Source organism: Streptomyces sp. NPDC088246, assembly GCF_044741025.1.
Classification (GTDB): Bacteria; Actinomycetota; Actinomycetes; order Streptomycetales; family Streptomycetaceae; genus Streptomyces.
Genome location: NZ_JBIURV010000006.1, coordinates 171,956 through 194,317 on the forward strand (window position 1 = coordinate 171,956; position 22,362 = coordinate 194,317).

Consider the following 22,362-nt stretch of genomic DNA (forward strand, 5'->3'; position numbering starts at 1 on the left):
GCAGATGTGCGTGCCCAGCCCCGCGACGCCGCCCTCCGTTTGCCGGTCGGTTTGGACAGGTGCGCGATGCCGGATGGCCGAGAGCTGGAAGGGCAGGGACCAGAGACATGGCAGAGCCGAGGATCTTCACGTCCGCGCAGGAGCTGCGCGACGGGGTGGGCGAACAGTTGGGTCACAGCGAGTGGCTGGAGATCGAGCAGAAGAGGATCGACCTCTTCGCCGAGGCCACCGGTGACCACCAGTGGATCCATGTGGACCCGGAGCGGGCCGCGGCCGGGCCGTTCGGCGCGACGATCGCGCACGGCTACCTCACGCTCTCGCTGCTGCCGGCCCTCGTACCCCAGATCATGCGGGTCGAGGGCATGAAGATGGGGATCAACTACGGGACGAACAAGGTCCGCTTCCCGTCCACCGTGCCCGTGGGCTCACGGCTGCGTGCCACGGCCGTCCTGAAGAGCGTCGAGGAGGCCGGGGGCGGCGTGCAGGTCACCGCCCTCGTCACGGTCGAGCGCGAGGGCGGCGACAAGCCGGTGTGCGTGGCCGAGTCGGTGTCGCGCTACTACTTCTGACGGCTCGGCCGCTCCTGACGGCGCGGCCCGCCACCGCTACCGCTTGCCGGCGACCATGCGCAGCACGAGGTCGGCGTACAGCTCGCCGACCTCGTCCGGCGTCCGGCTGCCCTGCGCGTTGAACCAGCGCGCCACATCGATGCAGAGCGAGAGCACCGCGAGCGTGGTGCCCGGGATGTCCGGGACGTCGAATTCCCCGGCCTGCACGCCCTCGCTGATGATCCGGCGCACCACCGCATCGCTCTTGCGGCGCAGCTCGACGATCTCGGTGCGGTGCTCCTCACCGAGGGCGTCCAGTTCGTACTGGACCACGCGGGCCGTGGTGTGCCGTTCGGCGTGCCAGCGGACGAAGGACCGTACAGCCTCGGCCAGCCGCTCGGCGGCGGTGCCCCCGCCGTCGGCGGCGGCCTCCAGGACGAACAGGGCTCGGTCGTGACCGATCCTGCTGATCCGGTGGAGCAGCTCTTCCTTCGTCTTGTAGTGGATGTAGAGCGCGGCAGGGCTCATCCCCGCCCGGCCGGCGATGTCGCGGGTGGTGGTGGCGTGGTACCCGCGCTCGGCGAAGGCTTCGACGGCGGCGACGAGGAGCCGCCTGGCCGCCTCGGGCGTCACCTCGGCCCACGGCGCACTGTCGCCGTCGGTCTCCTCCGCCGTGCTCATCGTCACTCGCCCCTCTCGTCAGCAGGACGAACACCATACCCCGAACCTGAGCAAGCGCTTAGGGTCTGTCCGGGCGGGATCGTCAGAGCTTCTGGAAGGGGTCGTGCTCCGCGAGGATCTTCTCCAGCCGGGCCTGGTCGACCCGGCTGACGATCTGTCCCGCTTCCTGACGGTCACGGATGACCTTGGCCAGGGTGAAGCAGGAGGTGACGAGGTAGAGGACGCCGATCGCGAGGAATCCACGGACCCAGGCGTCGGCGTCGAGGAAGTAGATACCGAGGGTCATCGCGGCCATCGCCACCCCGAAGGACGCGACGGCCTGGCTGTAGAAGGCCGCGGTGCTCTGCTGCTTGACCGATGTTGTCTCACTCATGTCACCCAGCATCGGCCGACGTGGTGTGCGCCACATCCGCCCCCGTACTCAGTCCGGTACTCAGACTCCCGTTCGAGCGGTGACGAAACGGTCAGAAGGCGAAGACCCCCGTCAGCGCGCGGCCGATGATGAGCTTCCGGATCTGGCTGGTGCCCTCGTACAGCGTCATCACACGGGCGTCGCGCAGCAGCTTGCCGACCGGGTACTCGTCGATGCAGCCGTAGCCGCCGAAGACCTGGAGGGCGTTGTTCGCGGCGCGGACGGCGGCCTCGGAGGCGAAGAGCTTCGCCTTGGAGGCGGCGGTGGCGAAGTCTTCGCCGCGATCGATGAGGTCGGCCACCCGCCAGGTCAGCAGCCGGGCGGCGTCGACGTCGACGGAGATGTCACTGATGAGTTCCTGGACGAGCTGGTAGCTCGCGATGGACTTGCCGAACTGCTCGCGCTCGCCCGCGTAACCCACGGCGGCGTCGAGGGCGGCCTGCGCGATACCGACACAGCCGGCCGCGACCGACATCCGCCCCTTGGCCAGGGCGGACATCGCAATGGAGAAGCCCTTGCCCTCCGGGCCCATGAGCGTCGAGGCGGGCACGCGGACATCCTCCAGGATCACCTCGGCGGTGGCCTGGCCGCGCAGGCCGAGCTTGCCGTGGATGGTGCGACGGCTGAGGCCGGGGGTGTCGGTGGGGACCAGGAAAGCGGATATGCCCTTGTGGCCCGGGGTGTCGTTGGTGCGGGCGAAGAGCAGCACCACATCGGCCCAGGTTCCGTTGGTGATGAACATCTTGGTGCCGTTGATGACATACGAGTCGCCGTCCCGGACGGCCTTCGTCGTCAGGTTGCCTGCGTCCGAGCCGGTGCCGGACTCGGTGAGGCCGAAGCAGCCGATCGCCTCGCCCGCGGTGAGCTTCGGCAGCCAGTGCCGCTTCTGCGCCTCGTCGCCCCAGGCCGCGATGGTCTTGGTGACCAGGCCGAGGGATACGGAGACGATGCCGCGGACCGAGGAGTCACCGCGGCCGAGCTCCTCGGTGACCAGGCAGTACGCGAGGTGGTCGCCGCCCGAGCCGCCGTACTCCTCGGGGACGGTGAGGCCGAGGAAGCCGACGGAGCCCAGCTTCTTCACGATCGACTTGTCGACGTTCTCGGCCCGGTCCCACTCCACGACATGGGGTTCGATCTCGCGGGCGACGAAGTCCTTGGCGAGCTGCCGGACGGCTTCCTGCTCCTCACTGAGCTCCAGGTTCATCCTTCGGCTTTCCACTTTTAATTAGCACTGCTAGTTTTTCGCTTGCAGGCCCTACTATGTGCCGCATGGCCCGACCGCGCAAGCCCCTCCTCAGCAGAGACCGCATCGTCGATACGGCGAGCGCACTCGTGGACTCCGAGGGGCTCGACGCCGTCTCCACCCGCCGGCTCGCCGCCGAACTCGGGGTCAGCGGACCCTCGCTCTACAATCACTTCCGCAACAAGGACGAGATCCTGGACGCGGTCGCGGACGCCGTGTCCGCCCAGGTCGATCTGTCGATGTTCGACGAGTCGGACACCCGCGACTGGCGCGCCGCCCTGCACGACTGGGCCGTCTCCTATCGTGCGGCGCTCACCGAGCACCCGCACATCGTCCCGGTGCTCGCCCAGGGTCCGGGACGCCGCCCCGCCGGTCTGCGGGTGGCCGACGCGGTCTTCGGCGCGATGGTCAGGGCCGGCTGGCCGCCCGCCCAGGCGACGTACATCGGGGCCCTGATGCGCTACTTCATCACCGGCTCGGCCCTCGGTTCGTTCGCCCGCGGCTTCGTCGACGACGAGACGGCGTACGACCCCGCGGACTATCCGCACCTCGGCCAGGCCCATCTGCTGGCCGACCGCCGTCAGAAGGTCGACGAGGGCGCGTTCGAGACCGGGCTACGAGCGCTGGTCGACGGCCTCTGCCTCCAGTACGAGCAGTTGGCGTCCGCCGGGACTGTTCGGCCGGCACCGAAGCGTTCCTGACGCATCCTGGAACACATGGCACGCATGGCACACCCCGACCCGGCCGCACCCCGCCTCGCCGCCCTGGCCACGCTCCTCGCCGACGAGACCCGCGCGGCCTTCTGCCTGGCCCTGCTCGACGGCCGCGCCTGGACCGCGGGCGAACTGGCCAGATACGCCTCGGTGGCACCGTCCACCGCCAGCGAACACCTCGGCAAGCTCGTCGCGGGCGGGTTGCTGGCCGAGGAGCGGCAGGGCCGCCACCGCTATCTGCGGCTCGCCGACGAACGGACCGCGCACCTCGTCGAGGACCTGGCGGCCCAGGTCGTCCCCGACACCGCGCCCGAGCGGCCGCGCACCCTGAGCGCGGCGAGCGCCGGCAGCGCGCTCGCGCGCGGCCGCACCTGTTACGACCATCTCGCGGGCCGGATCGGCATCGCGATCGCCGATGCCATGACGGCACGGGAACTACTGAAGCAGGACACCGGCTTCGCGCTCACCGACGACGGGCTCGGCTGGTTCGACGCACTGGGCATCGGTCTGGAGTCGAAATCGCGACGTCCGCTCGTACGGAGCTGTCTGGACTGGACGGAGCGCAGGCCACATCTGGCAGGGGTCGCGGGAGCAGCGCTGTGCCGGCATGCGCTGGATGCCGGATGGTGCGTACGGATCGGGTCCGGGCGTGCGGTGCGAGCGACCCCGGACGGGGAACGGGCGCTGAATGAGCATCTGGGCATCGAGCCGTCCACCATTCGGTAGGTGCCGAACGGTCGCGGCCCTATGGTCGGGTCCATGACGACGACACCCGCCCCGGCGGCGACACCCGCGGCACATCGTGACTGGCGGGCCCCTGCCGCTGCCTGCACCAGCGTGCTGCTGTGGGCCTCCGCCTTTGTCTCCATCCGCAGCGCCGGGGATGCCTACTCGCCCGGTGCGCTCGCTCTCGGCCGGCTGCTCGCGGGCTCCCTGGCGCTGGGCACGTTGCTGGTGCTGCGGCGCGAGGGGCTGCCGCCGCGGGCCGCCTGGCCGGGGATCATATGGTCGGGCCTGCTCTGGTTCGGCCTCTACATGGTGGTGCTCAACTGGGGTGAGCAGCAGGTCGACGCGGGCACGGCCGCGATGGTGGTGAACATCGGTCCCCTCCTGATCGCGCTGCTCGGTGCCCGGATGCTCGGCGAGGGGCTGCCCGGCAGGCTGATCGCGGGCATGGCCGTGTCGTTCGCGGGCGCCGCCGTGGTCGGACTCTCGATGTCGGGGCACGGGAACGCGTCGGTGCTCGGCGTGGCGCTCTGTCTGCTGGCCGCGGTGGCGTACGCGGCAGGGGTGGTCAGCCAGAAGCCGGCACTGCGGCACGGCTCCGCACTGCAGATCACCACGTCCGGCTGCCTGGTCGGCACCGTCGCCTGTCTGCCGTTCTCCGGTGCGCTGATCTCCGACGCCGCCGACGCGCCCCTGTCCGCCACCCTGAACGTGGTCTATCTGGGCCTCTTTCCGACCGCGCTGGCCTTCACCACCTGGGCCTACGCACTCGCCAGGACCACCGCGGGGCGGATGGGAGCAACCACCTATGCGGTGCCCGCGCTGGTGGTGCTGATGTCCTGGCTGCTGCTGGACGAGGTGCCCGCGCCGCTCACCGTCGGCGGGGGCCTGCTCTGTCTGGCCGGGGTGGCGGTCTCCCGGATGCGTCCGCAGATTGGCCTGACGCGGAAGAATCCGGAACAGCCGGTGGAGGGACGCCGACATGACGCGGAGCGCCAAGGAACCGAGCGGCCGTAAGAAGAAGACGGAGAGAAAGCCGGCCGGGGCCCGGGAAACCGGCAGCAGCTCGCAACCCCCGTGGTGCGCAGCTGGTGACGCTGGAGAAGCCCACCGAACGCGAGCGCACCCAGTGGCACTTCCAGCGGTACGCGGCCCATCTGCCGGCCGCCGGGGAGATCGTGCTGTTCGACCGGTCCTGGACGTGACAGACGAGCCGGACCCGCTGATCGTCGGCCCGGCCTCCCGGCTCTTCGAGCGCGGCAAGATGGAGGCCCGGCTGCTCGCCACGGGGCGGCGGGCACAGGACGGGCCGACGACGTGACGGACTACTGGAACACCACGAGGGCGCGGCCGCCCTTGCCCGCGATCATGTTGTCGAAGGCCGCCGGGATGCCGTCCAGCGCGATCCGTTCGGTCACCATCGTGGAGAGGTCGAACCTGCCCGCCAGGATGTGCTCGGCGAGGACCGGCAGGTCGCGGGCCGGATGGGCGGTGACCGTCTGCGCGATCTCGTCCTTGCGGGCGACGAGGACGTCGCGCAGGGCGGCGATCTTCGCGGCGCGCTCGGCGGGCGGGGTCGCGGCCCACGCGGGGAAGGCCTCACGCGCGGCGGACACGGCGGCGTCGACGTCCTCGGCGGTGCCTGCCGGGACATGGGACCGCGGCACGCCGGGTCGTCGAGGCGATCTCCGTGGCCGGCGGCGGGGCCGCGCTGAGTGAGTTCGGGCGGGCTGCGGCCCTGGCCAGGGAACTCCCCTATCCCGCAGGGGCGTTCGCGGTGGAGGAGGCCGGCGGGACGGACTGGACCGCCGCCCGCACCGGATTCCCCGGCGGTCCGGCGGTCCGGGCGGCCGTCGTCAGCCGAGCTCCGCGGCCTCCGTACCGGGGCTCTCGAACTGGGTGCGGTACAGCTCCTCGTAACGGCCGCCGGCCGCGAGGAGTTCTTCGTGGGTGCCCCGCTCCACGATCTGCCCGTCCTCCACGACAAGGATGAGGTCGGCCGCCCGTACGGTGGAGAGCCGGTGGGCGATCACGACTGCCGTGCGTCCGGCCAGCGCTTCGGTGAGCGCCTCCTGGACGGCCGCCTCGGAGGTGTTGTCCAGGTGGGCGGTGGCCTCGTCGAGGATGACGACGCGCTGGCGGGCCAGGAGCAGCCGGGCGATGGTCAGCCGCTGGCGTTCGCCGCCGGAGAGGCGGTAGCCGCGTTCGCCGACGACTGTGTCGAGCCCGTCGGGCAGCGAGGCGACCAGACCGTCCAGGCGTGAGCGGCGCAGCGCGTCCCAGAGGTCCTCCTCGGTGGATTCCGGCCGGGCGAGCAGGAGGTTGGCGCGGACCGACTCGTGGAAGAGGTGGCCGTCCTGGGTGACCATGCCGAGGGTGTCACGCAGGGTGTCGGCGGACAGGTCGCGTACGTCGATGCCGCCGATGCGTACCGAACCCTCGTCCGTGTCGTACAGGCGCGGCAGCAGTTGCGCGATGGTCGACTTGCCCGCGCCGGACGAGCCGACGAGTGCCACGGTCCGGCCGGGCTCGGCGCGGAAGGAGACCCCGCGCAGCACTTCGCTGCCGCCGCGGGTGTCGAGGGCCGCGACGTCCTCGAGCGAGGCGAGGGAGACCTTGTCGGCGGACGGGTAGCCGAAGCGTACGTCGTCGAACTCCACGGACACCGGCCCTTCCGGGACCGTCCGTGCGTCCGGCTTCTCCTCGATGAGCGGCTTGAGGTCGAGGACCTCGAAGACCCGCTCGAAGCTGACGAGGGCGCTCATCACCTCGACGCGCGCCCCGGCAAGGGCGGTGAGCGGCGCGTACAGCCGGGTCAGCAGCAGGGCCAGGGACACGACCGCGCCCGCGTCCAGCTGCCCGCGCAGGGCATAGAACCCGCCGAGCCCGTAGACCAGGGCGAGCGCCAGCGCGGACACGAGGGTGAGGGCGGTGATGAACGCGGACTGGGCCATGGCCGTGCGCACCCCGATGTCGCGCACCCTGCCCGCTCTGGCGGCGAATTCGGCGGACTCGTCGGCGGGCCGGCCGAAGAGCTTGATCAGTGTGGCGCCGGGTGCGGAGAAGCGCTCGGTCATCCGGGTGCCCATCGCGGCGTTGTGGGCTGCGGCTTCCCGCTGGAGCCTCGCCATCCGCGTACCCATGCGGCGCGCGGGCAGCACGAACACCGGCAGCAGCACCAGCGCGAGCACGGTGATCTGCCAGGAGATGGAGAGCATGACGCCAAGGGTGAGGAGCAGCGTGACGACATTGCTGACGACGCCGGAGAGTGTGTTACTGAAGGCGCGCTGGGCGCCGATGACATCGTTGTTGAGGCGGCTGACGAGCGCGCCGGTGCGGGTGCGGGTGAAGAACGCGATCGGCATGCGCTGCACATGGTCGAAGACGGCGGTGCGCAGATCGAGGATCAGCCCTTCGCCGAGGTTCGCCGAGAGCCATCGGCCGACCAGGCCGAGTGCCGCCTCCGCGACGGCGATCACCGCGATGAGCAGGGACAGCCGTGTGACGGTGCCCCCGTCGTCACCGGTCACGATCGCGTTCACGACGCGGCCGGCGAGGACGGGGGTGGCGACCGCGAGCAGCGCCGTCGCCACGCTCAGCATCAGGAACAGGGCGACCCGGCGCCGGTGCGGACGGGCGAACGCGGCGATGCGCCGCAGGGTGGCTCGGTCGAAGGGGCGTCGGTCCGCTTGCGCGTTCATCACGTTGTGGAGCTGCGTCCACGCGGTTGCTTCCATGCTCATGGGAGGAACGTACGACCTCCAGTGGACTTGAGGTCAACCGCCCCGGTTCGGCCGGTGCTCCTGGACGTCGAGACCAGGGATGTCCTTGGGCAGTGGGCAGATCCGGCGGCCGTGGTGCGGAGTTCGGCGTCGAGGTTGGAGAGCGGCTCGTCCATCAGGAAGACGGAGGGCCTGCGTGAGATGGCCCGGCCCATGGCGCCCCGCCGGCGTTCACCGCCGGAGAGCTGACCGGGATGACTCGGGCAAAGGTTGCGTCGCACTGGGATGGGTGCGGCGGAATTGTCAGGTGCGGTTGCGGTCCACGGGGCACTGTCGGGGCCGGGGCGCCGGCACGACCGGGGTCGCTTCGGCGTTTCCGGCGCGCCCGCCGCGTAGCCCCAGCCCCGCCGCCGCGAGCAGGAGTGCGCCGAGCATGACGAACGGCGCCGCGGTGCCCGCCACTGCGGCGATGAGACCGGCGGACGCCGGGGCGCCGGCCTGGCCCAGGCGGTTTCCGGTCAGCCGGAGAGCGAGTGCGGTGGAGCGGGCCTCCGCCGGGGCGGCCTGGACGACGGTGCTCATCGACAGCGGCTGGCCGACCCCGAGACAGAAGCCGAGCGCGGCGAGCATCACGGCCAACGCTGCTACGGGTACCGGCAGGGCGATGCCCGCGCAGAGCATTCCGGCCAGCAGACAGGTCGCGGTGAGCAGCGCTGTGCGGCCGAGGACGCGGAGCATCGGGGTCATCACCAGGCGGCAGGCGATGGTGGCGGCGGCGCGCAGACTGAGCAGCAGCCCGATGGTGGCGGGGGCGATGCCCCGGTGCTCGCCGACGACGGGCAGATACGCGGTGAGGATATCCGTGGCGGAGAGCACGGCGAGGCTGATGAAGATCCCGGCCGGAACCCCGCGGGCGCGCAGGATGCGGCCGACGGGAACCTTGTTGACCGGATCCGCGCGCCGGGCCGTGGGCGCGGAGCGGTGCTCGATGCGGCAGAGCGAGACGAAGGAGACGGCGGCGACGGCTGCCGAGACGGTCAGGGCGAGTGCGCTCGTACGGGCCATGGCGCCGTCCCGCTCGGAGATCACATACCCGGCGGCGATCGGACCGATGAGCTGGCCGAGGGAGGCGCCGATGGTGAAGTGGCCGAAGTTGCGGTCCTGTTCGTCCGGCGCCGACTGCCGGGCGACGATCGACTGGGCGCCGATGACGAAGCAGAGGTGACCGAGCCCCATCACACCGCTCCAGGCCGCCATCGCCGTCAATGAGTCCGCCCTGCCGCTGAGGGCGCAGCCTCCTGCGATCAGAACGACGCCGATCGGCAGCAGGGGTGCGCACCGGCCGTGATCGGTCCTGCGCCCGAGCGGGACGGCGGCGAAGAGCGGCAGGAGCGCGTACACCCCCGCGATCACACCGATGGCGGGCTCTTCCGCGCCCAGTGAAAGAGCCCGGTAGGAGACGGCGGGCCGCGCCATCGACACCGCCCCCTGCGCGAAGGCGAAGGCGATGACGAGGCGCAGCAGCCAGCTCCTGCCGGGCTCTTGTGTACGGGGCACGGTCAGATGATTCCGAAGAGGAGTCCGGCGCAGAGCACCACGAGTGAGGTGAGCGCGGCCCACTTGACGGTGAACCTGGTGTGGTCGCCGAACTCGACCTTCGCCATGCCGACGAGGACATAGACGGCCGGGACCAGCGGGGACGACATGTGCAGGGGCTGCCCGACCAGGGAGGCGCGGGCGATCTCCAGCGGGGAGACACCGTGGGCGGCACCGGCCTCGGCGAGCACGGGGACGACGCCGAAGTAGAAGCCGTCGTTGGACATGAAGTACGTCAGCGGGATGCTCAGGATGCCGGTGACGATGGCCATGTGCGGGCCCATGCCGTCGGGGATCGCGCCGACGAGCCAGTCGGCCATGTGGTCGACCATGCCGGTGCCGGAGAGGACGCCGGTGAAGACGGCGGCGGCGAAGACCATGCCGGAGACATTGAGGACGTTGTCGGCGTGGGCGGCGATACGGGCCCGCTGGTCGGGCATGTGGGGGAAGTTGACGGTGAGGGCGAGGGCCGCGCCGAGCAGGAAGAGCACCGGGATCGGCATCAGTTCCATGATCATCGCGGTGAGCAGGGCGACGGTGAGGCCCGCGTTGAACCAGTAGAGCTTCGGGCGCAGGGTGGCGCGGGCCGGGTCCAGGCCCTTGAAGCCCTCGTCCGCATCCGCTTCGTCCTCTGCCGCCTCGTCGCCGACAGCGCCCGTGCCCGTACCGCTTCCGCTTCCGCTTCCGCCGGGGCTCTTGCGGGTACGGCCGCTGCCGCCGCCCGCCCCGACGAGAACCGTCTCCGACTCCGTGACCGTCTCCGTGACCAGCACCTCGTCGAGGGTGAGCGTGCCGAGCCGCTTGCGCTCGCGCCGGCCCAGAACGACGGCCAGGAGCAGAACGGCGACCAGTCCGACGCCGAGCGCGGGAATCATCGGGACGAAGATGTCGCCCGCGTCCAGCTTGAGCGCGGTGGCGGCACGGGCAGTGGGGCCGCCCCAGGGAAGGGTGTTCATGACGCCGTTCGCCGTGGCGGCGACACCGGTCATCACGACCAGGCTCATCTTGAGGCGCTTGTAGAGCGGATACATCGCCGAGACGGTGATCATGAAGGTGGTGGAGCCGTCACCGTCGAGCGAGACGATCGCGGCGAGCACCGCCGTACCGATCACGATCCGCATCGGGTCGGCCTTGCAGAAGCGCAGGATGCCCCGCACGATCGGGTCGAAGAGGCCGACGTCGATCATCACGCCGAAGTAGACGATGGCGAACATCAGCATCGCGGCGGTCGGGGCCAGATTGCCGACGCCCTCGATGACGTAGTCGCCGAGCTTCGCACCCTTCCCGACGGCGACGCAGAACAGTGCGGGGATCAGGACCAGCGCCGCGATCGGCGACATCTTCTTCATCATGATCAGGACCAGGAAGGTCGCAATCATGGCAAAGCCGAGGATTGTCAGCATGTGGGATACCTATCGCTCACCCTTGAACTCCCACCGGAGTCGGCGGTGCGGATGACGTTAGGGCGCGCCTCGCAGCGTTAACAAGATGTTGACATGCGAGCAATAAGAGCAAAACACCAGGTCAACGCGGTGGTCACGTGATGGGCACAGCCGGTGGCACCCCCTGGCTCATGGCATCGGACGCCGTGGCGGGCGCCACCGCCACCGGGATGCCGTTGAGCACGGCGGTGCCGGAGAGCGGGTCGAGCCGGCTGCCGTCGAGAAGCTGGTTGACGTTGACGCCGGGGCGGGCCGCGGCAATGGACAGCCGGGTGCCGGGGCGGTTGTGCCCCCACCCGTGCGGGAGGCTCACCACCCCGGTGCGTACGCCTTCCGTGAGCTCGACCGGGGCGGTCACCGAGCCGCCGTCCGATGTGACCGTGGCCGGGCGGCCGTCCGTCAGTCCGAGCCGGGCCGCGTCGGCGGGGTGCATCTGCAGGGTGCAGACGTTCGAGCCGCCGCTCAGCTCCGCGATGTTGTGCATCCAGCTGTTGTTGGAACGCAGATGGCGGCGGCCGATGAGAAGGAGTGCGCCCGGTCCGCGGCGGTCGGCCAGGGCGTGGCGGAGCCTCGGCAGATCGGCGGCGATCGGTGCGGGGAGGAGTTCGATGCGTCCGCTGCGGGTGGTGAGGACCTCCGGGATCCGGGGCCGGAGCGGGCCGAGATCGATGCCGTGCGGGTGGGCGAGCAGCCGCCCCAGCGTGAGGCCGTCGGGGGCGGCGCCGAAGCCCTCGCCGTACGGGCCGAGGCGGAGCATCAGGTCGAGGCGGCGTTCGGGTCCGGTGCGGCCGGTGAGGGACGCGGCGAGTTCGGCGGGCGTGCGGCCGTGCACGGGCGAGTGCGGGTCGCCGACGGCCCTGGTCAGCATCCGGTCGATGACCACGGCATCAACCGCGGACGGGTCGGTGCCGTGCATCCCGGACACGGCGAGGACGAGCCGGGCGAGGATCTCGCTCTCGTCGAGCAGACCGTCGTCGAGGGGGACGGCGGGTCGGGTGTAGCGGACCTGGTTGTGCACGGCGAAGGCGTTGAACGCGAAGTCGAAGTGGGCGCTCTGCGAGGGCGGCGGCGGGGGCAGCACCACGTGCGCGTGGCATGAGGTCTCATTGAGGTACGGGTCGACGCTGACCATGAAGTCGAGACCGTCGAGAGCCCGGTCGAGTCGGTCGCCGTCGGGTGCGGAGAGTACGGGGTTGGCGGCCAGGACGATCAGGGCGCGGATCCGGCCCTCCCCCGGCGTCTCGATCTCCTCGGCGAGCGCGGAGATGGGCAGTTCGCCCTTGGCCTCGGGGTGTCCGGAGACCCGGCTCGACCAGCGCCCGAGGGCAAAGCCCTTGCCGGGCGCGGCCGGACGGGGAGCGCGGGCGGTGGCGGAGAGCGGGAAGAGCGCACCGCCGGGACGGTCGAGGTTGCCGGTGAGGATGTTGAGGACGTCGATGAGCCAGCTGGCGAGGGTGCCGTGTTCGACGGTGCAGCTGCCGATGCGTCCATAGACGGCGGCGGTGGGGGCGGCGACGAGTTCCCGGGCGATCGTACGGATGGTCGCGGCGTCCACATCGCACGCTTCGGAGACCGCCTCGGGCGTGAACTCCCGGACCGCTCCGGCCACTTCGCCGAGCCCTTCGACATGCTCGGCGAGTGCGCCGGGGTCGGCGAGCTTCTCCTCGAAGAGTACGTGGGTGAGTGCGGCGAGGAGAAGGGCGTCGGTGCCGGGCCGGATGGCGACGTGCCGGTCGGCGAGGCGGGCGGTGCGGGTGCGGCGCGGGTCGACGACGGTGAGAGTGCCGCCGCGGCGGCGCAGCGCCTTGAGTTTGCCGGGGAAGTCGGGGGCGGTGCAGAGGCTGCCGTTGGATTCGAGGGGGTTGGCGCCGAGGAGCAGCAGATGGCCGGTGCGGTCGAGGTCGGGCACCGGGATGGCGTTCGGGTCGCCGAAGAGCAGTCCGCTGGAGACGTGCTTGGGCATCTGGTCGAGGGTGCTCGCGGTGAACAGGGCCCGGGTGCGGAGGGCGGAGAGCAGCGCGGACGGGTAGAGCGCGCCGGCCATGGTGTGCACGTTCGGGTTGCCGAGGACGACGCCGACGGCCTGCTGCCCGTGCTCCTCGGTCAGTGCGGGCAGGGCGCGGGCGATCGCGTCGAACGCCTCGCTCCAGCTCGCCTCCGTCAGGACGCCGTCCTTTCGGACGAGCGGGGTGCGCAGCCGGTCGGGATCGGCGTCGAGCCCGCCGATGGACGCGCCCTTGGGGCAGATGAAGCCGCGACTGAAGACATCGTCCCGGTCCCCCCGGGCGCCGGTGATCCTGGTCCCCTCGATGGTGAGGGTGAGTCCGCAGGTGGCCTCGCAGAGGGGGCAGATGCGCAGGGCGGTGCGGGAGCTGCTGGGGTCGTGCGACATGGGCCCTCCCCGGGGCGGCGACAGCGGTGGCGCGCGTACGTGGGCAAGCACGGCCGAGCATACCGACCGGTACGCATGGCGGGGAGGTGTTGTCGCGCCGATATCGCCGGACCTTGGGGCGGCGTGGGGCGGGCCGGGAGACGGGCCGTGGGACGAGGCCCTCGCGGTCAGTCCAGGACTTGCGCGAGGTAGGCGCGGAGCAGGACGCGGGTCTCACCGACGATGGCCCGGTCGCCCGACGGGTCGGTGCGGAAGGCGAGTTGGAGGAGTGCGTCGGCGGCCTCCACGCAGACCAGGATCGTCCGGAGCAGCTCCTCGTCGGGGGCGCGGCCGAGATACCCGGAGAGCAGTTCGGTGAGCCGGCCGGCGACCCGGTGGTTGGCGTCACCGGCCGGGTCGTCGTCGGGGGCCGGAGCGCCGAAGTCGACGAGTGCGAAGCCGGCCACGGAGCGCTTCATGGCCAGGTATTCGTCCAGGACGGCATCGATGGCGCTGCGCCAGTCGGCGTCCGGGATGGCGGCGAGGCGGGTGGTGATGCGTTCGGCGTAGCTGTCCAGATTGCGCCGGGCGAGCGCATCGGTCAGCGCGCGCTTGTTGGAGAAGAACCGGTAGACGGAACCGATGGGGACCTCGGCGCGGACGGCGACGGCACGGGTGGACAGCTGCTCGTATCCGGTCTCGTCGAGGAGTTCGGCACAGGCATCGAGTATCCGGGCGAGGCGCTCGGCGCTGCGCTGCTGCACGGGGGCGCGGCGGAGGTTCGTGTTCGCATGGGGCACGGGATCCATGATGCCGTGGGTCTCCTCTGCGGGTGGCAGGTCGGTGCCGGTACGGCCCTCACGCGATGAGCAGGGACAGCCCGCCGATGGTGTAGGTGATCATCAGGGCCAGCAGCGGGAGTTGCCCCGCGACGGCGCGGCCGGGCGGGAAGAGGCGCACGGACCGGTCGTGGGCTGCGATGACGCCGAGTACGTGGCCGAGGACGATCGCGGCGACCTGGAGCGTGGCGACGCCGCCCGGACCCAGGGGCGGCTCGGGCGGGACGGGATTGTCGGTGCCGGATGCCACCATGACTGTGCGTGGTCCTTCGGTGACGAAGAGCGTGAAGTAGTGGGCGATGAGATAGCCGAGGGCGATCGGGACGAGTGAGTGCGCGAAGGCGGTGAGGGGGTGGCGGAGTTGACCGGAGATCAGCCGGGTGGCGCCGGCGCAGAGGGCATAGAGGGTGGCGACGAGGGCGACGGCGCCCAGGAGTCCGAGCGTGGCCGCGGTGGTGCGGCCCAGGGGTGAGGTCTGGACCGCGGCGATCCAGGAGGGGGCGTCCGAGAAGCCGTCGTAGGCGGTGGAGCCGAGCATGACGCAGACGGTGGCGACGAGTCCTGGGGTCTGCGGGGTGGCATCGAGGCCATTGAAAGGGGAGCGGAGTACGAGGCGGCGGTCGGCGGGGCGACGGCCGAGCGGGGAGAGCCGGGCGAGCAGCCCCGAGTAGACCTCGAAGGCGTCCGCGTGGTCGAACCATCCGGCGCCGTGGCGGGCGGCGCCTGCGAGGTGGACGGCGGCGTAGAGGGAGAGGAAGAAGAGGAGGGCGGTGGTCGATGCGGGGTCCGGGGCGACGAGTTCGAGCCAGGTGAAGGCCAGGAGTCCGGCCGCGGCGGGCCAAAGACCGAGGCGTACGGGAAGGGGGTGGCCTGCGGCGGGATCACGGCCGAGCACGCGGCAGCCGAGGAGGTGGACGGTACGGAGCGGGTTCAGCAGTCGCCAGACGGGGCCGAGCAGGAGTGAGGCGGGGACGAGCCCGACCCAGAGGAGTACGTAGACGGCGCCGGGCGCCGGGTTGCGGTCCGGGTCGTCCGGACCGAGGAGGAGGTGGAGCGTGACGAACAGGGCGGCGGCCAGCCCGAGTACGCGCACGGCGATACGGGTGGGGCGTGCGTCGGCGAGGCGCTGGACGGCGGCCGGGAGCGGGCGGCCCGCCCGGTCGCCGCGGAATCGGGAGGAGGACCAGAGCAGGCCGAGAGCGAGGAAGGAGACGAAGAGCGCGGCAAAGGCACCGGCGAAGGCGTAGAAGGGGGACAGCGGAAGGTCGTGCTGGGCGCCGATGCCATGGGCGAGGACGCTCACCGTACGACGAGCTGGGTCAGGAGCAGGTCGGACTCATGTGTCTCGACTTCGAAGAGCCCGGTGCGGTCGGCGGTGAACGTGAGGGTGACGGTCTTTCCTGCGGGCAGCCGGGCCTCCTTGTCGTAGCCGTGGACGTGGAGGGTGTCGGCGTGGTCGCTGCGGACCCGGAGTTCGATGATCCGGCCCTTCTTGATCTCGGTGCGGCCGGGGGCGGGGCTGACCTTGCCGTGGGAGACGACGATCTCAAGGGTCGTGTCGGGCCGGGGCGTTTCCGGTTGGTGCGGCGCGGGGGCGGTGGACTGTGCGGAGGCAGCGGTAAGGGAGGTGGTGGCCTGGATCGGGGCGGAGTTCACGGCCCAGGCGGTGTGGTCGTCGGCGTAGAGGCGGGCGGTGAGGCCGGCGCCGCCGCCGGCGCTGCGGACGAGGGAGTCGGGGAGGTGGTACCAGGAGCCGTAGACCCGGGCGAGGGGGTGGCCGTCGAGGAAGAGGCGGGCGTGGCCGCGCCCGAGGAGAGCGGCGCCGCCCACGCTGTCCGGGGTGAACCGGAAGTTGCGTACGGAGAGACGGACGTTCCAGCCGTCCTCGGAGTCCCGCCGGACGGAGACCGTCACCCCGGGAGCATCCTTGGCGTCGACCTGACGCAGCCGGTGGCCGGAGCCGTCGGCGGCGGCGAGGAGCCGGCCGACGCTGCCACCGGCCTGCTCATGGCTGGTGCCGGGTTTGTGGTGAGTGGTGGGCCGCCCACCACAGGCGCTCGCACCGAACACGAGCGCGCCTGCGATGAGCACGGTGACGGCTGAGACGCCCGGCCGGGCGGGCAGCAGTCGCCTGCGGGAATCCTTCACGATGCGTCTCCTTCCTGGGCGGGGGCCGGAGCGACGCCCGGAGCGGCAGGCGCTTCCACGCCCGCGTCCGGAGCAGGGCCCTCCTCCGGCGCTCCCTGTTCGCCCGGCGCTCCCCGTTCGCCGTGCCTGGCGGCGGCCACGACGGCCCACACCACCCAGATCACACCGAGCAGACCACGGACCCAGGCCGGGCTGAGCGGAATCCACGGGATCATGAACACGGCCTTGTCGACGGCGTCGAGCAGGGTGAGCGCACCCAGGACCACCGTGGTCCAGCCCAGCCAGGGCCGTTCGCCCCGCAGCACCAGCCCGGTCCCGGTCCACCACACCCCGGTCAGCAGCAGTGCCAGCGCGGGCACATAGGTGGAGGCAAACCCCGTCGTCGATCCGGCCACATCCAGCCCGAGGCCGATCGCGCCGAGCACTGTGAGCGCGGTGGCGAGCCCGCTGCCGCGCAGTCTGCGCCACCACAGCACCCCGCCGACCAGCGCGAGCACTACCGCGATCGCCAGCGTCACCTGTACCTCGATGCGCTCGATGCCGCGTGCTCCGTACCAGTCGCAGCCGGCAGGCAGCCGTCGTGCCTGCACGTTGTAGTCGGCGCAGACCAGCAGTTGGGCGAGCTTGACCGGTTCGCCGACGAGCCGGTCGGTGCGTCCGGACACGGCGCCGCGATCGGAGCCGCAGGTGGGCAGGGCGCGCGGGGAGGACGGCCCGGTGTCCGACTGCCAGCAGTTGCCGTCGCCCTGGCCGTCCCAGAACACGTCGGTGCGGTTGGGCCGGGAGTTGCCCGCCCTGTCCGTGCCGAGGTGGTTGCCCGCGTACCGGTTGTGGTGGGAGGTGTCGGTCTGCTTGGACAGCGCGCTCTCGCCGCGGATGAAGGCGGGGACCGCGGTCAGGAAGAAGGCGGCGCGCTCCTGCCCGTAGATCCAGTTGTTCTCGTACAGGTTCCAGTTGCCGCCGGCGGTGATGATGCCGGAGCCCGGCGGCATGGAGATCTGCGGGCAGACGACCCCGTCCTCGTAGCCGCGGTCCACGGGCGGCTTGGCGCAGGTCCCGTCGGCGACATACGGGTAGTAGTCGGCGTTGTTGTCGTGGATCAGGTTGCGTTCGAAGCGGGCGTGATTCTGCGGCAGTCCTGGGTGGCCGGGGAAGGCGCTGTCCATCGAGGCGCCGCCCATGTTGTGGTCGAACTCGTTGTCGTGAACGTAGACGGAGTCGCCCGCGGTGCCGGAGTAGCCGACCATGTTGTGGTGGCTGCGGCAGCCGGTGATCTCGATCGAGTAGCGCGGGACCTTGTAGCCGTACCCGTCGTTGATGTCGGACGCGCTACCGGGGTAGATGCCGGAGTCGCCGTTTCCGTACGACTCGCAGTTCTTGTACAGCCCGTGGTCGCTCGCGAAGGTCAGAAAGCCGTACTCGTCGTTCCACCGGGTGAGGACGGAGTCGATGACGAAGCCGTCCTGCGCCAGGACGTACAGGGAGTTGAACGTGGTGCGCTGGGCGGTGAAGTTCTTGAAGTAGATACCGTCCGAGCCGTCCGCGCGGATCGCGTTGAGTTTCTGGTACTTGGCGTCGATGACGACATCCGTGCGCTCGGCGCCCGTCCCCTCGATCTGGAGGTTCTTCTTGCCGAGGATCGCCACCAGATTCTGGTTGTGCGGGCACTGCGCCTGCTGCGCGTAGGACAGGATCTGGTAGCCGAGCTTGGAGTTGGGCGCCTTCAGGCGAGTGCACTCCCCCGCCGGTTTGGGCAGTGAGGGCTCCTCCTCGTACAGGCCGGGCAGGATCGCGATGTTCATACCGGGCCTGCCGACCGCGTCGACGGCCTGCTGCAGATGGCGGTAGCCGGACTTCTGGCACCGGTCGAACAGCTGCAGGTTCCGGGCCCGCAGCCCGTCGGGGAAGCCGGATATGCGGCGCTCGAAGTCCGCCCGGTCGCTCTTGCAGACCAGCAGATCCGGTTCGCCGGTGCGGTACACGGGGACGCTGCCGGTTCCGTCGGGCAGGGCGACCGGACGTTCCTCGTGCGCCTGGGCGGCCGGAGCCGCGAGGAGGGCGGCGGCGAGCGCCGCCAGGACCACCAGAAGTCTACGTGTCCACGACATGTGCGCGAGAGTAGAGCATTGTTCAACTTTTGGAACCCCCTGTGCACCACGAATGCCGTTGACGCGCCTCGATCCGATTCCTACGGTTGTCCATAGGATTACTTCGGCACCGGGAGCGCACATGAGCGGCATCGAGCAGGCAAGGAAGACCGCGGAAGGGCTTGAGCATTCCGCCGGTTTCGGCAATCAACACAGCTCGGAGGCAGTGCCAGGAGCGCTGCCGCACGGCCGCAACTCGCCTCAGCGCGCGCCGCTCGGGCTCTACGCGGAGCAGCTGAGCGGCTCGGCCTTCACCGAACCGCGGGTACACAACCGCCGTTCCTGGCTCTACCGGATCCGCCCGTCGGCCGCTCATCCCCCGTTCGTCCGCATCGACAACGGCGCGGTGCGCACCGCCCCGTTCACCGAATCCGTGCCCGACCCCAACCGGCTGCGCTGGGATCCACTCCCCGCGCCCGTGACCGGGACGGACTTCCTGGCCGGTCTGTGGACCCTCGGCGGCAACGGCGACGCGACACAGCGCACCGGCATGGCCGTGCACCTCTATCACGCCAACTCGTCCATGACCGACCGGGTTTTCAGCGACTCGGACGGCGAGCTGCTGATCGTCCCGGAGCAGGGCGGCCTGCTGCTCCGTACCGAACTGGGCCTGCTGCGCGCCGAACCGGGGCACATCGCACTGATCCCGCGCGGTGTCCGTTTCCGCGTGGAGCTGCTGGATGCCACCGCCCGCGGCTATGTCTGCGAGAACTACGGCCAGCCGTTCACCCTGCCCGACCTCGGCCCGATCGGCGCCAACGGCCTGGCGAACGCCCGGGACTTCCTCGCCCCCGTCGCCGCGTACGAGGACGACGACCGCCCGGTGGAGGTGATCAACAAGTTCTGCGGAAACCTCTGGTCCGCGACCTACGACCACTCACCGCTGGACGTGGTCGCCTGGCACGGCAACCACACCCCGTACGTCTACGACCTGCACCGTTTCAATGTCATCGGCTCGATCAGCTACGACCACCCCGACCCGTCGATCTTCACGGTGCTGACCTCCCCGTCCGACACCCCCGGTCTGGCCGGCGTCGACTTCGTCGTCTTCGCGCCGCGCTGGCTGGTCGGCGAGGACACCTTCCGGCCGCCGTACTTCCACCGCAATGTGATGAGCGAGTACATGGGCCTCATCGAGGGCGCGTACGACGCGAAGACGGCCGGCAAGGGCGGCTTCGTCCCGGGCGGCGGCTCGCTGCACAACATGATGTCGGCGCACGGCCCGGACCGGGAGACCTTCGACCGGGCGAGCGAGGCGGAGCTGAAGCCGCAGAAGATCGACGACGGTCTCGCCTTCATGTTCGAGACCCGCTGGCCGGTGACGGCGACCGGGCAGGCGGCGACCGCCGGCCATCTGCAGCGTGGCTACGACGACGTGTGGCAGGGTCTGAGCCGCAACTTCAGGCCGTAGGCAACGACGCCGCTTCCCGGCCCCCGCGTCGTCGCGTCCGCTGTGTCGCAGTACGGAGAGACCAGGTGACCCAGGTGCCTCAGATGCCCAAGATGCCCCAGGGGCATGCCTTCGCCCCCGATTCGCTGGTCCTGAACCGCAAACTGCCGCTGTGGTACCAGGTCTCGCAGTCGTTGCGCGCCTCGATACTGGGCCGCGCCAAGGACGCATCGGCGCGGCTGCCGACCGAGGAACAGCTCGCCGCGCATTACGGCGTCAGCGTCCTGACGATGCGCCAGGCGCTCAAGGAGCTGGAGACGGAAGGGCTGATCAGCAGGCACCGGCGGCGCGGCACCTTCATCGAGCCGCGCGCCCGCCGGGTGTCACCGGTCCGGCTGCTGGGCTCGATCGATGCGATCGTGGCCCAGCAGTCGGGCGAGCGGACCGTGGTCCTCGGACATGGTCCGCTCGCCGTGCCGGGAGACCTCACCGAGTACTTCCCCGACTGTGCGGAGGTCGTCAGCTACCGCCGGCTGCGCCGCGACGGGGAGAGCGACGAGCCCACCAACTGGGCGGAGAACGCGCTGCATCCCGAGGTCGCGGCCCGGCTCGATGTGGCCGATCTCGAACGCTGGCCGATGACCAAGGTGCTGCGCGACCGGGTCGGTGTCCGGATCGCGCGCATCACCGACACGGTCGAGGCGCGCCTCGCCGACCCGGCCACCGCCGGACTCCTCCAGGTGCCGCTGCTGAGCCCGATCCTGTTCTACACGGGCGTGACGTACGACGAGAGCGGCCGGGTGGTGGATGTGGCGCAGATCCGCTACCGGGGCGACCGGTTCTCCTTCTCGGTGACGGTGGAGGCGCACTGACGGCCCACCGCCCGTACCGACTGCCTTGGAGTACGACCCCGACGACGAGACGCTGACGCTGGGCACGGGCCGTATCTCGCCCGTGCCGGGCGGGGCATGGGAGTTCCGGGTGGGCGGGGTCCGGATGCTGGAGCTGTGGTTCGGGCGCCGTACGGCGGCGGCCGGAGCGGAGGACCTGGACGGCCTGGAAGCGGTCAGGCCCCGGGCCTGGCCCCAGGAGTGGACCTCGGAGTTGCTGGAACTGATCACCGTGCTCGCCCTGCTCGACGGACTCCGGCCACGGCAGGAGGGCCTGGCCGACGGCCCGCAGATCACGGCCGACGACCTCCGCGCGGCGGGCGTCCTGCCGGTCCCGGCGGCGGCCCGGCGGCCCGCATCGGTGCTCGACCATCAGGAGGAGGGCCCGGACGGGCAGTTCGCGCTCCTTTGACCGGGCGCCCTGGACCCACTCGCTACCGGTCGAAGGAGTCCATCACCCGGCGCAGCGCCCGGCCGAAGACCCGGTCCAGATCGATCGGCCGGGGCCCTCGGCGAGAGGTGATGCGGTGACGCACCGTCGTCCGGCTCACCCTGGCCGCAGCCCCGGAGAGGGCGATGACCTTGTCGAGCAGCACCTGCACGCGGGCCGGGCCGCCTTCGCGTACGTGGTACGGGATCTCGGCGGTCTCCGGGGTGATGCCGGAGATGTCGCCGCCGTTGTCGATCAACCGGTGGAGCCGCCCCGAGGGCGCGAGATCTTCCTCGCGCAGGAACTCCGGCATGGTCGCCGTCATCACGGCGGCGTCCAGCGCGCTCTGGTTGCCGAGCGGTGTTCCGCCGTGCCCGGCGAACACACCGAAGCGCTACTGCGAGCCCTGGGGATGACGGGAGAGCAGACAGCAGCGCAGCGCCGGGACGGTGTGATCGCCTGCGCGGCCCCGAGCGGGGGGCCTGGGGCGACGGACCCTGGCCGGGGAGCCCGGGCGGTGGACCGAAGCGCGGTCGTGACGTGCCGTCGGGTCAGTGGCGGCTGCCGAAGAGCGAGCGTCGCAGTCGCCGCAGCGGCGCGAAGAGCGAGACCCGCGCACTCTTGCTCCGATGGCTGTGGGCGGCATCGCGCGAGGTGAGCTCACGCATCAGCAGCGTCGCCTCCGCGGCCTCCCGCTGCGGGACGGCAGGTCCGCCGAGCACCGCGAGATGGCGGTCGAGGCGCGAACTCGTCGCACTGCTCCCGCATGTGATGGCAGGCACACGCGGCCTGCTGCGCACCGTTATCTGTTCCATGTCACTCCCCACCCGTACGAGGGCACCCGGCCCGGGCAGGTTAACCCTATCCCCCCGCGACGACACTCGTGTATCCCGGTCGCAGGATTGAGCACACACATACGGAGGCTGACGACCGACCACTGAATCCGCCTCATTCCAGGGCGAGTTGGACAGAACGGAAGTGGCTCGCCCGCGATGAACCGACGGGGCGCCGGACGGAGGCCCCTGCGTACGGGGCCTCCTGCCCGTCAGACGGTCGAACGGGCC

General features: G+C 70.9%; 20 protein-coding genes and 4 pseudogenes. 8 read left to right on the plus strand and 16 right to left on the minus strand.

Going from position 1 to position 22,362, the window contains the following annotated elements:
- Nucleotides 1-107: 107 nt before the first annotated feature.
- The gene (locus ACIPEK_RS11585; RefSeq protein WP_383072286.1) at nucleotides 108-569 is read left to right on the plus strand and encodes a MaoC family dehydratase; all 462 of its coding nucleotides are present in this window, start codon (nucleotides 108-110) and stop codon (nucleotides 567-569) included.
- 36 nt (nucleotides 570-605) lie between these two features.
- Here ACIPEK_RS11585 and ACIPEK_RS11590 read toward each other — a convergent pair whose 3' ends face one another.
- The 3 genes from ACIPEK_RS11590 to ACIPEK_RS11600 form a co-directional block, all read right to left on the minus strand.
- The gene (locus ACIPEK_RS11590; protein WP_401993811.1) at nucleotides 606-1,229 is read right to left on the minus strand and encodes a TetR/AcrR family transcriptional regulator; all 624 of its coding nucleotides are present in this window, start codon (nucleotides 1,227-1,229) and stop codon (nucleotides 606-608) included.
- 82 nt (nucleotides 1,230-1,311) lie between these two features.
- Nucleotides 1,312-1,602, minus strand: coding sequence for a YiaA/YiaB family inner membrane protein (locus ACIPEK_RS11595; RefSeq protein ID WP_383072288.1), 291 nt, complete (start codon nucleotides 1,600-1,602; stop codon nucleotides 1,312-1,314).
- 91 nt (nucleotides 1,603-1,693) lie between these two features.
- A complete protein-coding gene (locus ACIPEK_RS11600; RefSeq protein WP_401993815.1) occupies nucleotides 1,694-2,845 on the minus strand; it encodes an acyl-CoA dehydrogenase family protein in 1,152 nt (383 codons plus the stop codon).
- A 65-nt stretch (nucleotides 2,846-2,910) separates the two neighbouring features.
- On the opposite strand from ACIPEK_RS11600, the gene ACIPEK_RS11605 reads away from it, so the two are divergent.
- The 4 genes and pseudogenes from ACIPEK_RS11605 to ACIPEK_RS11620 form a co-directional block, all read left to right on the plus strand.
- The gene (locus tag ACIPEK_RS11605) at nucleotides 2,911-3,585 is read left to right on the plus strand and encodes a TetR/AcrR family transcriptional regulator (protein WP_383072290.1); all 675 of its coding nucleotides are present in this window, start codon (nucleotides 2,911-2,913) and stop codon (nucleotides 3,583-3,585) included.
- Nucleotides 3,586-3,600: 15 nt separating this feature from the next.
- Nucleotides 3,601-4,323: an ArsR/SmtB family transcription factor gene (locus ACIPEK_RS11610; protein ID WP_383072291.1), complete on the plus strand. Its 723-nt coding sequence runs from the start codon at nucleotides 3,601-3,603 to the stop codon at nucleotides 4,321-4,323.
- Between the two features lie 33 nt (nucleotides 4,324-4,356).
- Nucleotides 4,357-5,340 carry a DMT family transporter gene (locus tag ACIPEK_RS11615; RefSeq protein ID WP_401993819.1) on the plus strand — a complete coding sequence of 328 codons (984 nt, stop codon included), beginning with the start codon at nucleotides 4,357-4,359 and terminating at the stop codon, nucleotides 5,338-5,340.
- 53 nt (nucleotides 5,341-5,393) lie between these two features.
- Nucleotides 5,394-5,522, plus strand: a pseudogene (locus tag ACIPEK_RS11620) (polyphosphate kinase 2); the annotation flags it as partial.
- Between the two features lie 126 nt (nucleotides 5,523-5,648).
- On the opposite strand, the pseudogene ACIPEK_RS11625 reads toward ACIPEK_RS11620, so the two are convergent.
- The 11 genes and pseudogenes from ACIPEK_RS11625 to ACIPEK_RS11675 form a co-directional block, all read right to left on the minus strand.
- A pseudogene (locus ACIPEK_RS11625) lies at nucleotides 5,649-5,807 on the minus strand (alcohol dehydrogenase); the annotation flags it as partial.
- 12 nt (nucleotides 5,808-5,819) lie between these two features.
- A pseudogene (locus ACIPEK_RS11630) lies at nucleotides 5,820-5,990 on the minus strand (aldehyde dehydrogenase family protein); the annotation flags it as partial.
- 189 nt (nucleotides 5,991-6,179) lie between these two features.
- A complete protein-coding gene (locus tag ACIPEK_RS11635) occupies nucleotides 6,180-8,066 on the minus strand; it encodes an ABC transporter ATP-binding protein (RefSeq protein WP_401993822.1) in 1,887 nt (628 codons plus the stop codon).
- A 44-nt stretch (nucleotides 8,067-8,110) separates the two neighbouring features.
- Nucleotides 8,111-8,299: pseudogene (locus tag ACIPEK_RS11640) on the minus strand (ATP-binding cassette domain-containing protein); the annotation flags it as partial.
- A 49-nt stretch (nucleotides 8,300-8,348) separates the two neighbouring features.
- Nucleotides 8,349-9,602, minus strand: a complete 1,254-nt coding sequence (locus ACIPEK_RS11645; RefSeq protein WP_401993825.1) for an MFS transporter — start codon at nucleotides 9,600-9,602, stop codon at nucleotides 8,349-8,351.
- A gap of 2 nt (nucleotides 9,603-9,604) precedes the next feature.
- Nucleotides 9,605-11,044: a CitMHS family transporter gene (locus ACIPEK_RS11650; RefSeq protein WP_401993828.1), complete on the minus strand. Its 1,440-nt coding sequence runs from the start codon at nucleotides 11,042-11,044 to the stop codon at nucleotides 9,605-9,607.
- A 133-nt stretch (nucleotides 11,045-11,177) separates the two neighbouring features.
- The gene (locus ACIPEK_RS11655; RefSeq protein WP_401993831.1) at nucleotides 11,178-13,475 is read right to left on the minus strand and encodes a molybdopterin oxidoreductase family protein; all 2,298 of its coding nucleotides are present in this window, start codon (nucleotides 13,473-13,475) and stop codon (nucleotides 11,178-11,180) included.
- A gap of 167 nt (nucleotides 13,476-13,642) precedes the next feature.
- A complete protein-coding gene (locus ACIPEK_RS11660; RefSeq protein WP_401993834.1) occupies nucleotides 13,643-14,263 on the minus strand; it encodes a TetR family transcriptional regulator in 621 nt (206 codons plus the stop codon).
- Nucleotides 14,264-14,312: 49 nt separating this feature from the next.
- Nucleotides 14,313-15,596, minus strand: a complete 1,284-nt coding sequence (locus tag ACIPEK_RS11665) for a hypothetical protein (RefSeq protein ID WP_401993837.1) — start codon at nucleotides 15,594-15,596, stop codon at nucleotides 14,313-14,315.
- Nucleotides 15,593-16,441: a hypothetical protein gene (locus ACIPEK_RS11670; protein WP_401993840.1), complete on the minus strand. Its 849-nt coding sequence runs from the start codon at nucleotides 16,439-16,441 to the stop codon at nucleotides 15,593-15,595. Before ACIPEK_RS11670 ends, ACIPEK_RS11665 begins: the two co-directional genes overlap by 4 nt.
- On the minus strand, nucleotides 16,438-18,549 hold the full coding sequence (locus tag ACIPEK_RS11675) for a right-handed parallel beta-helix repeat-containing protein (RefSeq protein WP_401993843.1): 2,112 nt from the start codon (nucleotides 18,547-18,549) through the stop codon (nucleotides 16,438-16,440). The genes ACIPEK_RS11670 and ACIPEK_RS11675 overlap by 4 nt, the downstream gene beginning before the upstream one ends.
- Nucleotides 18,550-18,670: 121 nt before the next feature.
- On the opposite strand from ACIPEK_RS11675, the gene hmgA reads away from it, so the two are divergent.
- The 3 genes from hmgA to ACIPEK_RS11690 all read left to right on the plus strand — a co-directional run bounded on the left by hmgA (nucleotide 18,671) and on the right by ACIPEK_RS11690 (nucleotide 21,280).
- The gene (gene hmgA, locus ACIPEK_RS11680; RefSeq protein ID WP_401993846.1) at nucleotides 18,671-19,999 is read left to right on the plus strand and encodes a homogentisate 1,2-dioxygenase; all 1,329 of its coding nucleotides are present in this window, start codon (nucleotides 18,671-18,673) and stop codon (nucleotides 19,997-19,999) included.
- 83 nt (nucleotides 20,000-20,082) lie between these two features.
- Nucleotides 20,083-20,850 carry a GntR family transcriptional regulator gene (locus ACIPEK_RS11685; protein WP_401993849.1) on the plus strand — a complete coding sequence of 256 codons (768 nt, stop codon included), beginning with the start codon at nucleotides 20,083-20,085 and terminating at the stop codon, nucleotides 20,848-20,850.
- Between the two features lie 25 nt (nucleotides 20,851-20,875).
- Complete coding sequence (locus ACIPEK_RS11690; RefSeq protein ID WP_401993852.1) at nucleotides 20,876-21,280, plus strand: type ISP restriction/modification enzyme; 405 nt, start codon at nucleotides 20,876-20,878, stop codon at nucleotides 21,278-21,280.
- A gap of 22 nt (nucleotides 21,281-21,302) precedes the next feature.
- Here ACIPEK_RS11690 and ACIPEK_RS11695 read toward each other — a convergent pair whose 3' ends face one another.
- Nucleotides 21,303-21,683: a hypothetical protein gene (locus ACIPEK_RS11695; RefSeq protein WP_401994076.1), complete on the minus strand. Its 381-nt coding sequence runs from the start codon at nucleotides 21,681-21,683 to the stop codon at nucleotides 21,303-21,305.
- Between the two features lie 166 nt (nucleotides 21,684-21,849).
- Complete coding sequence (locus ACIPEK_RS11700; protein WP_266362702.1) at nucleotides 21,850-22,113, minus strand: hypothetical protein; 264 nt, start codon at nucleotides 22,111-22,113, stop codon at nucleotides 21,850-21,852.
- Nucleotides 22,114-22,362: the final 249 nt, after the last annotated feature.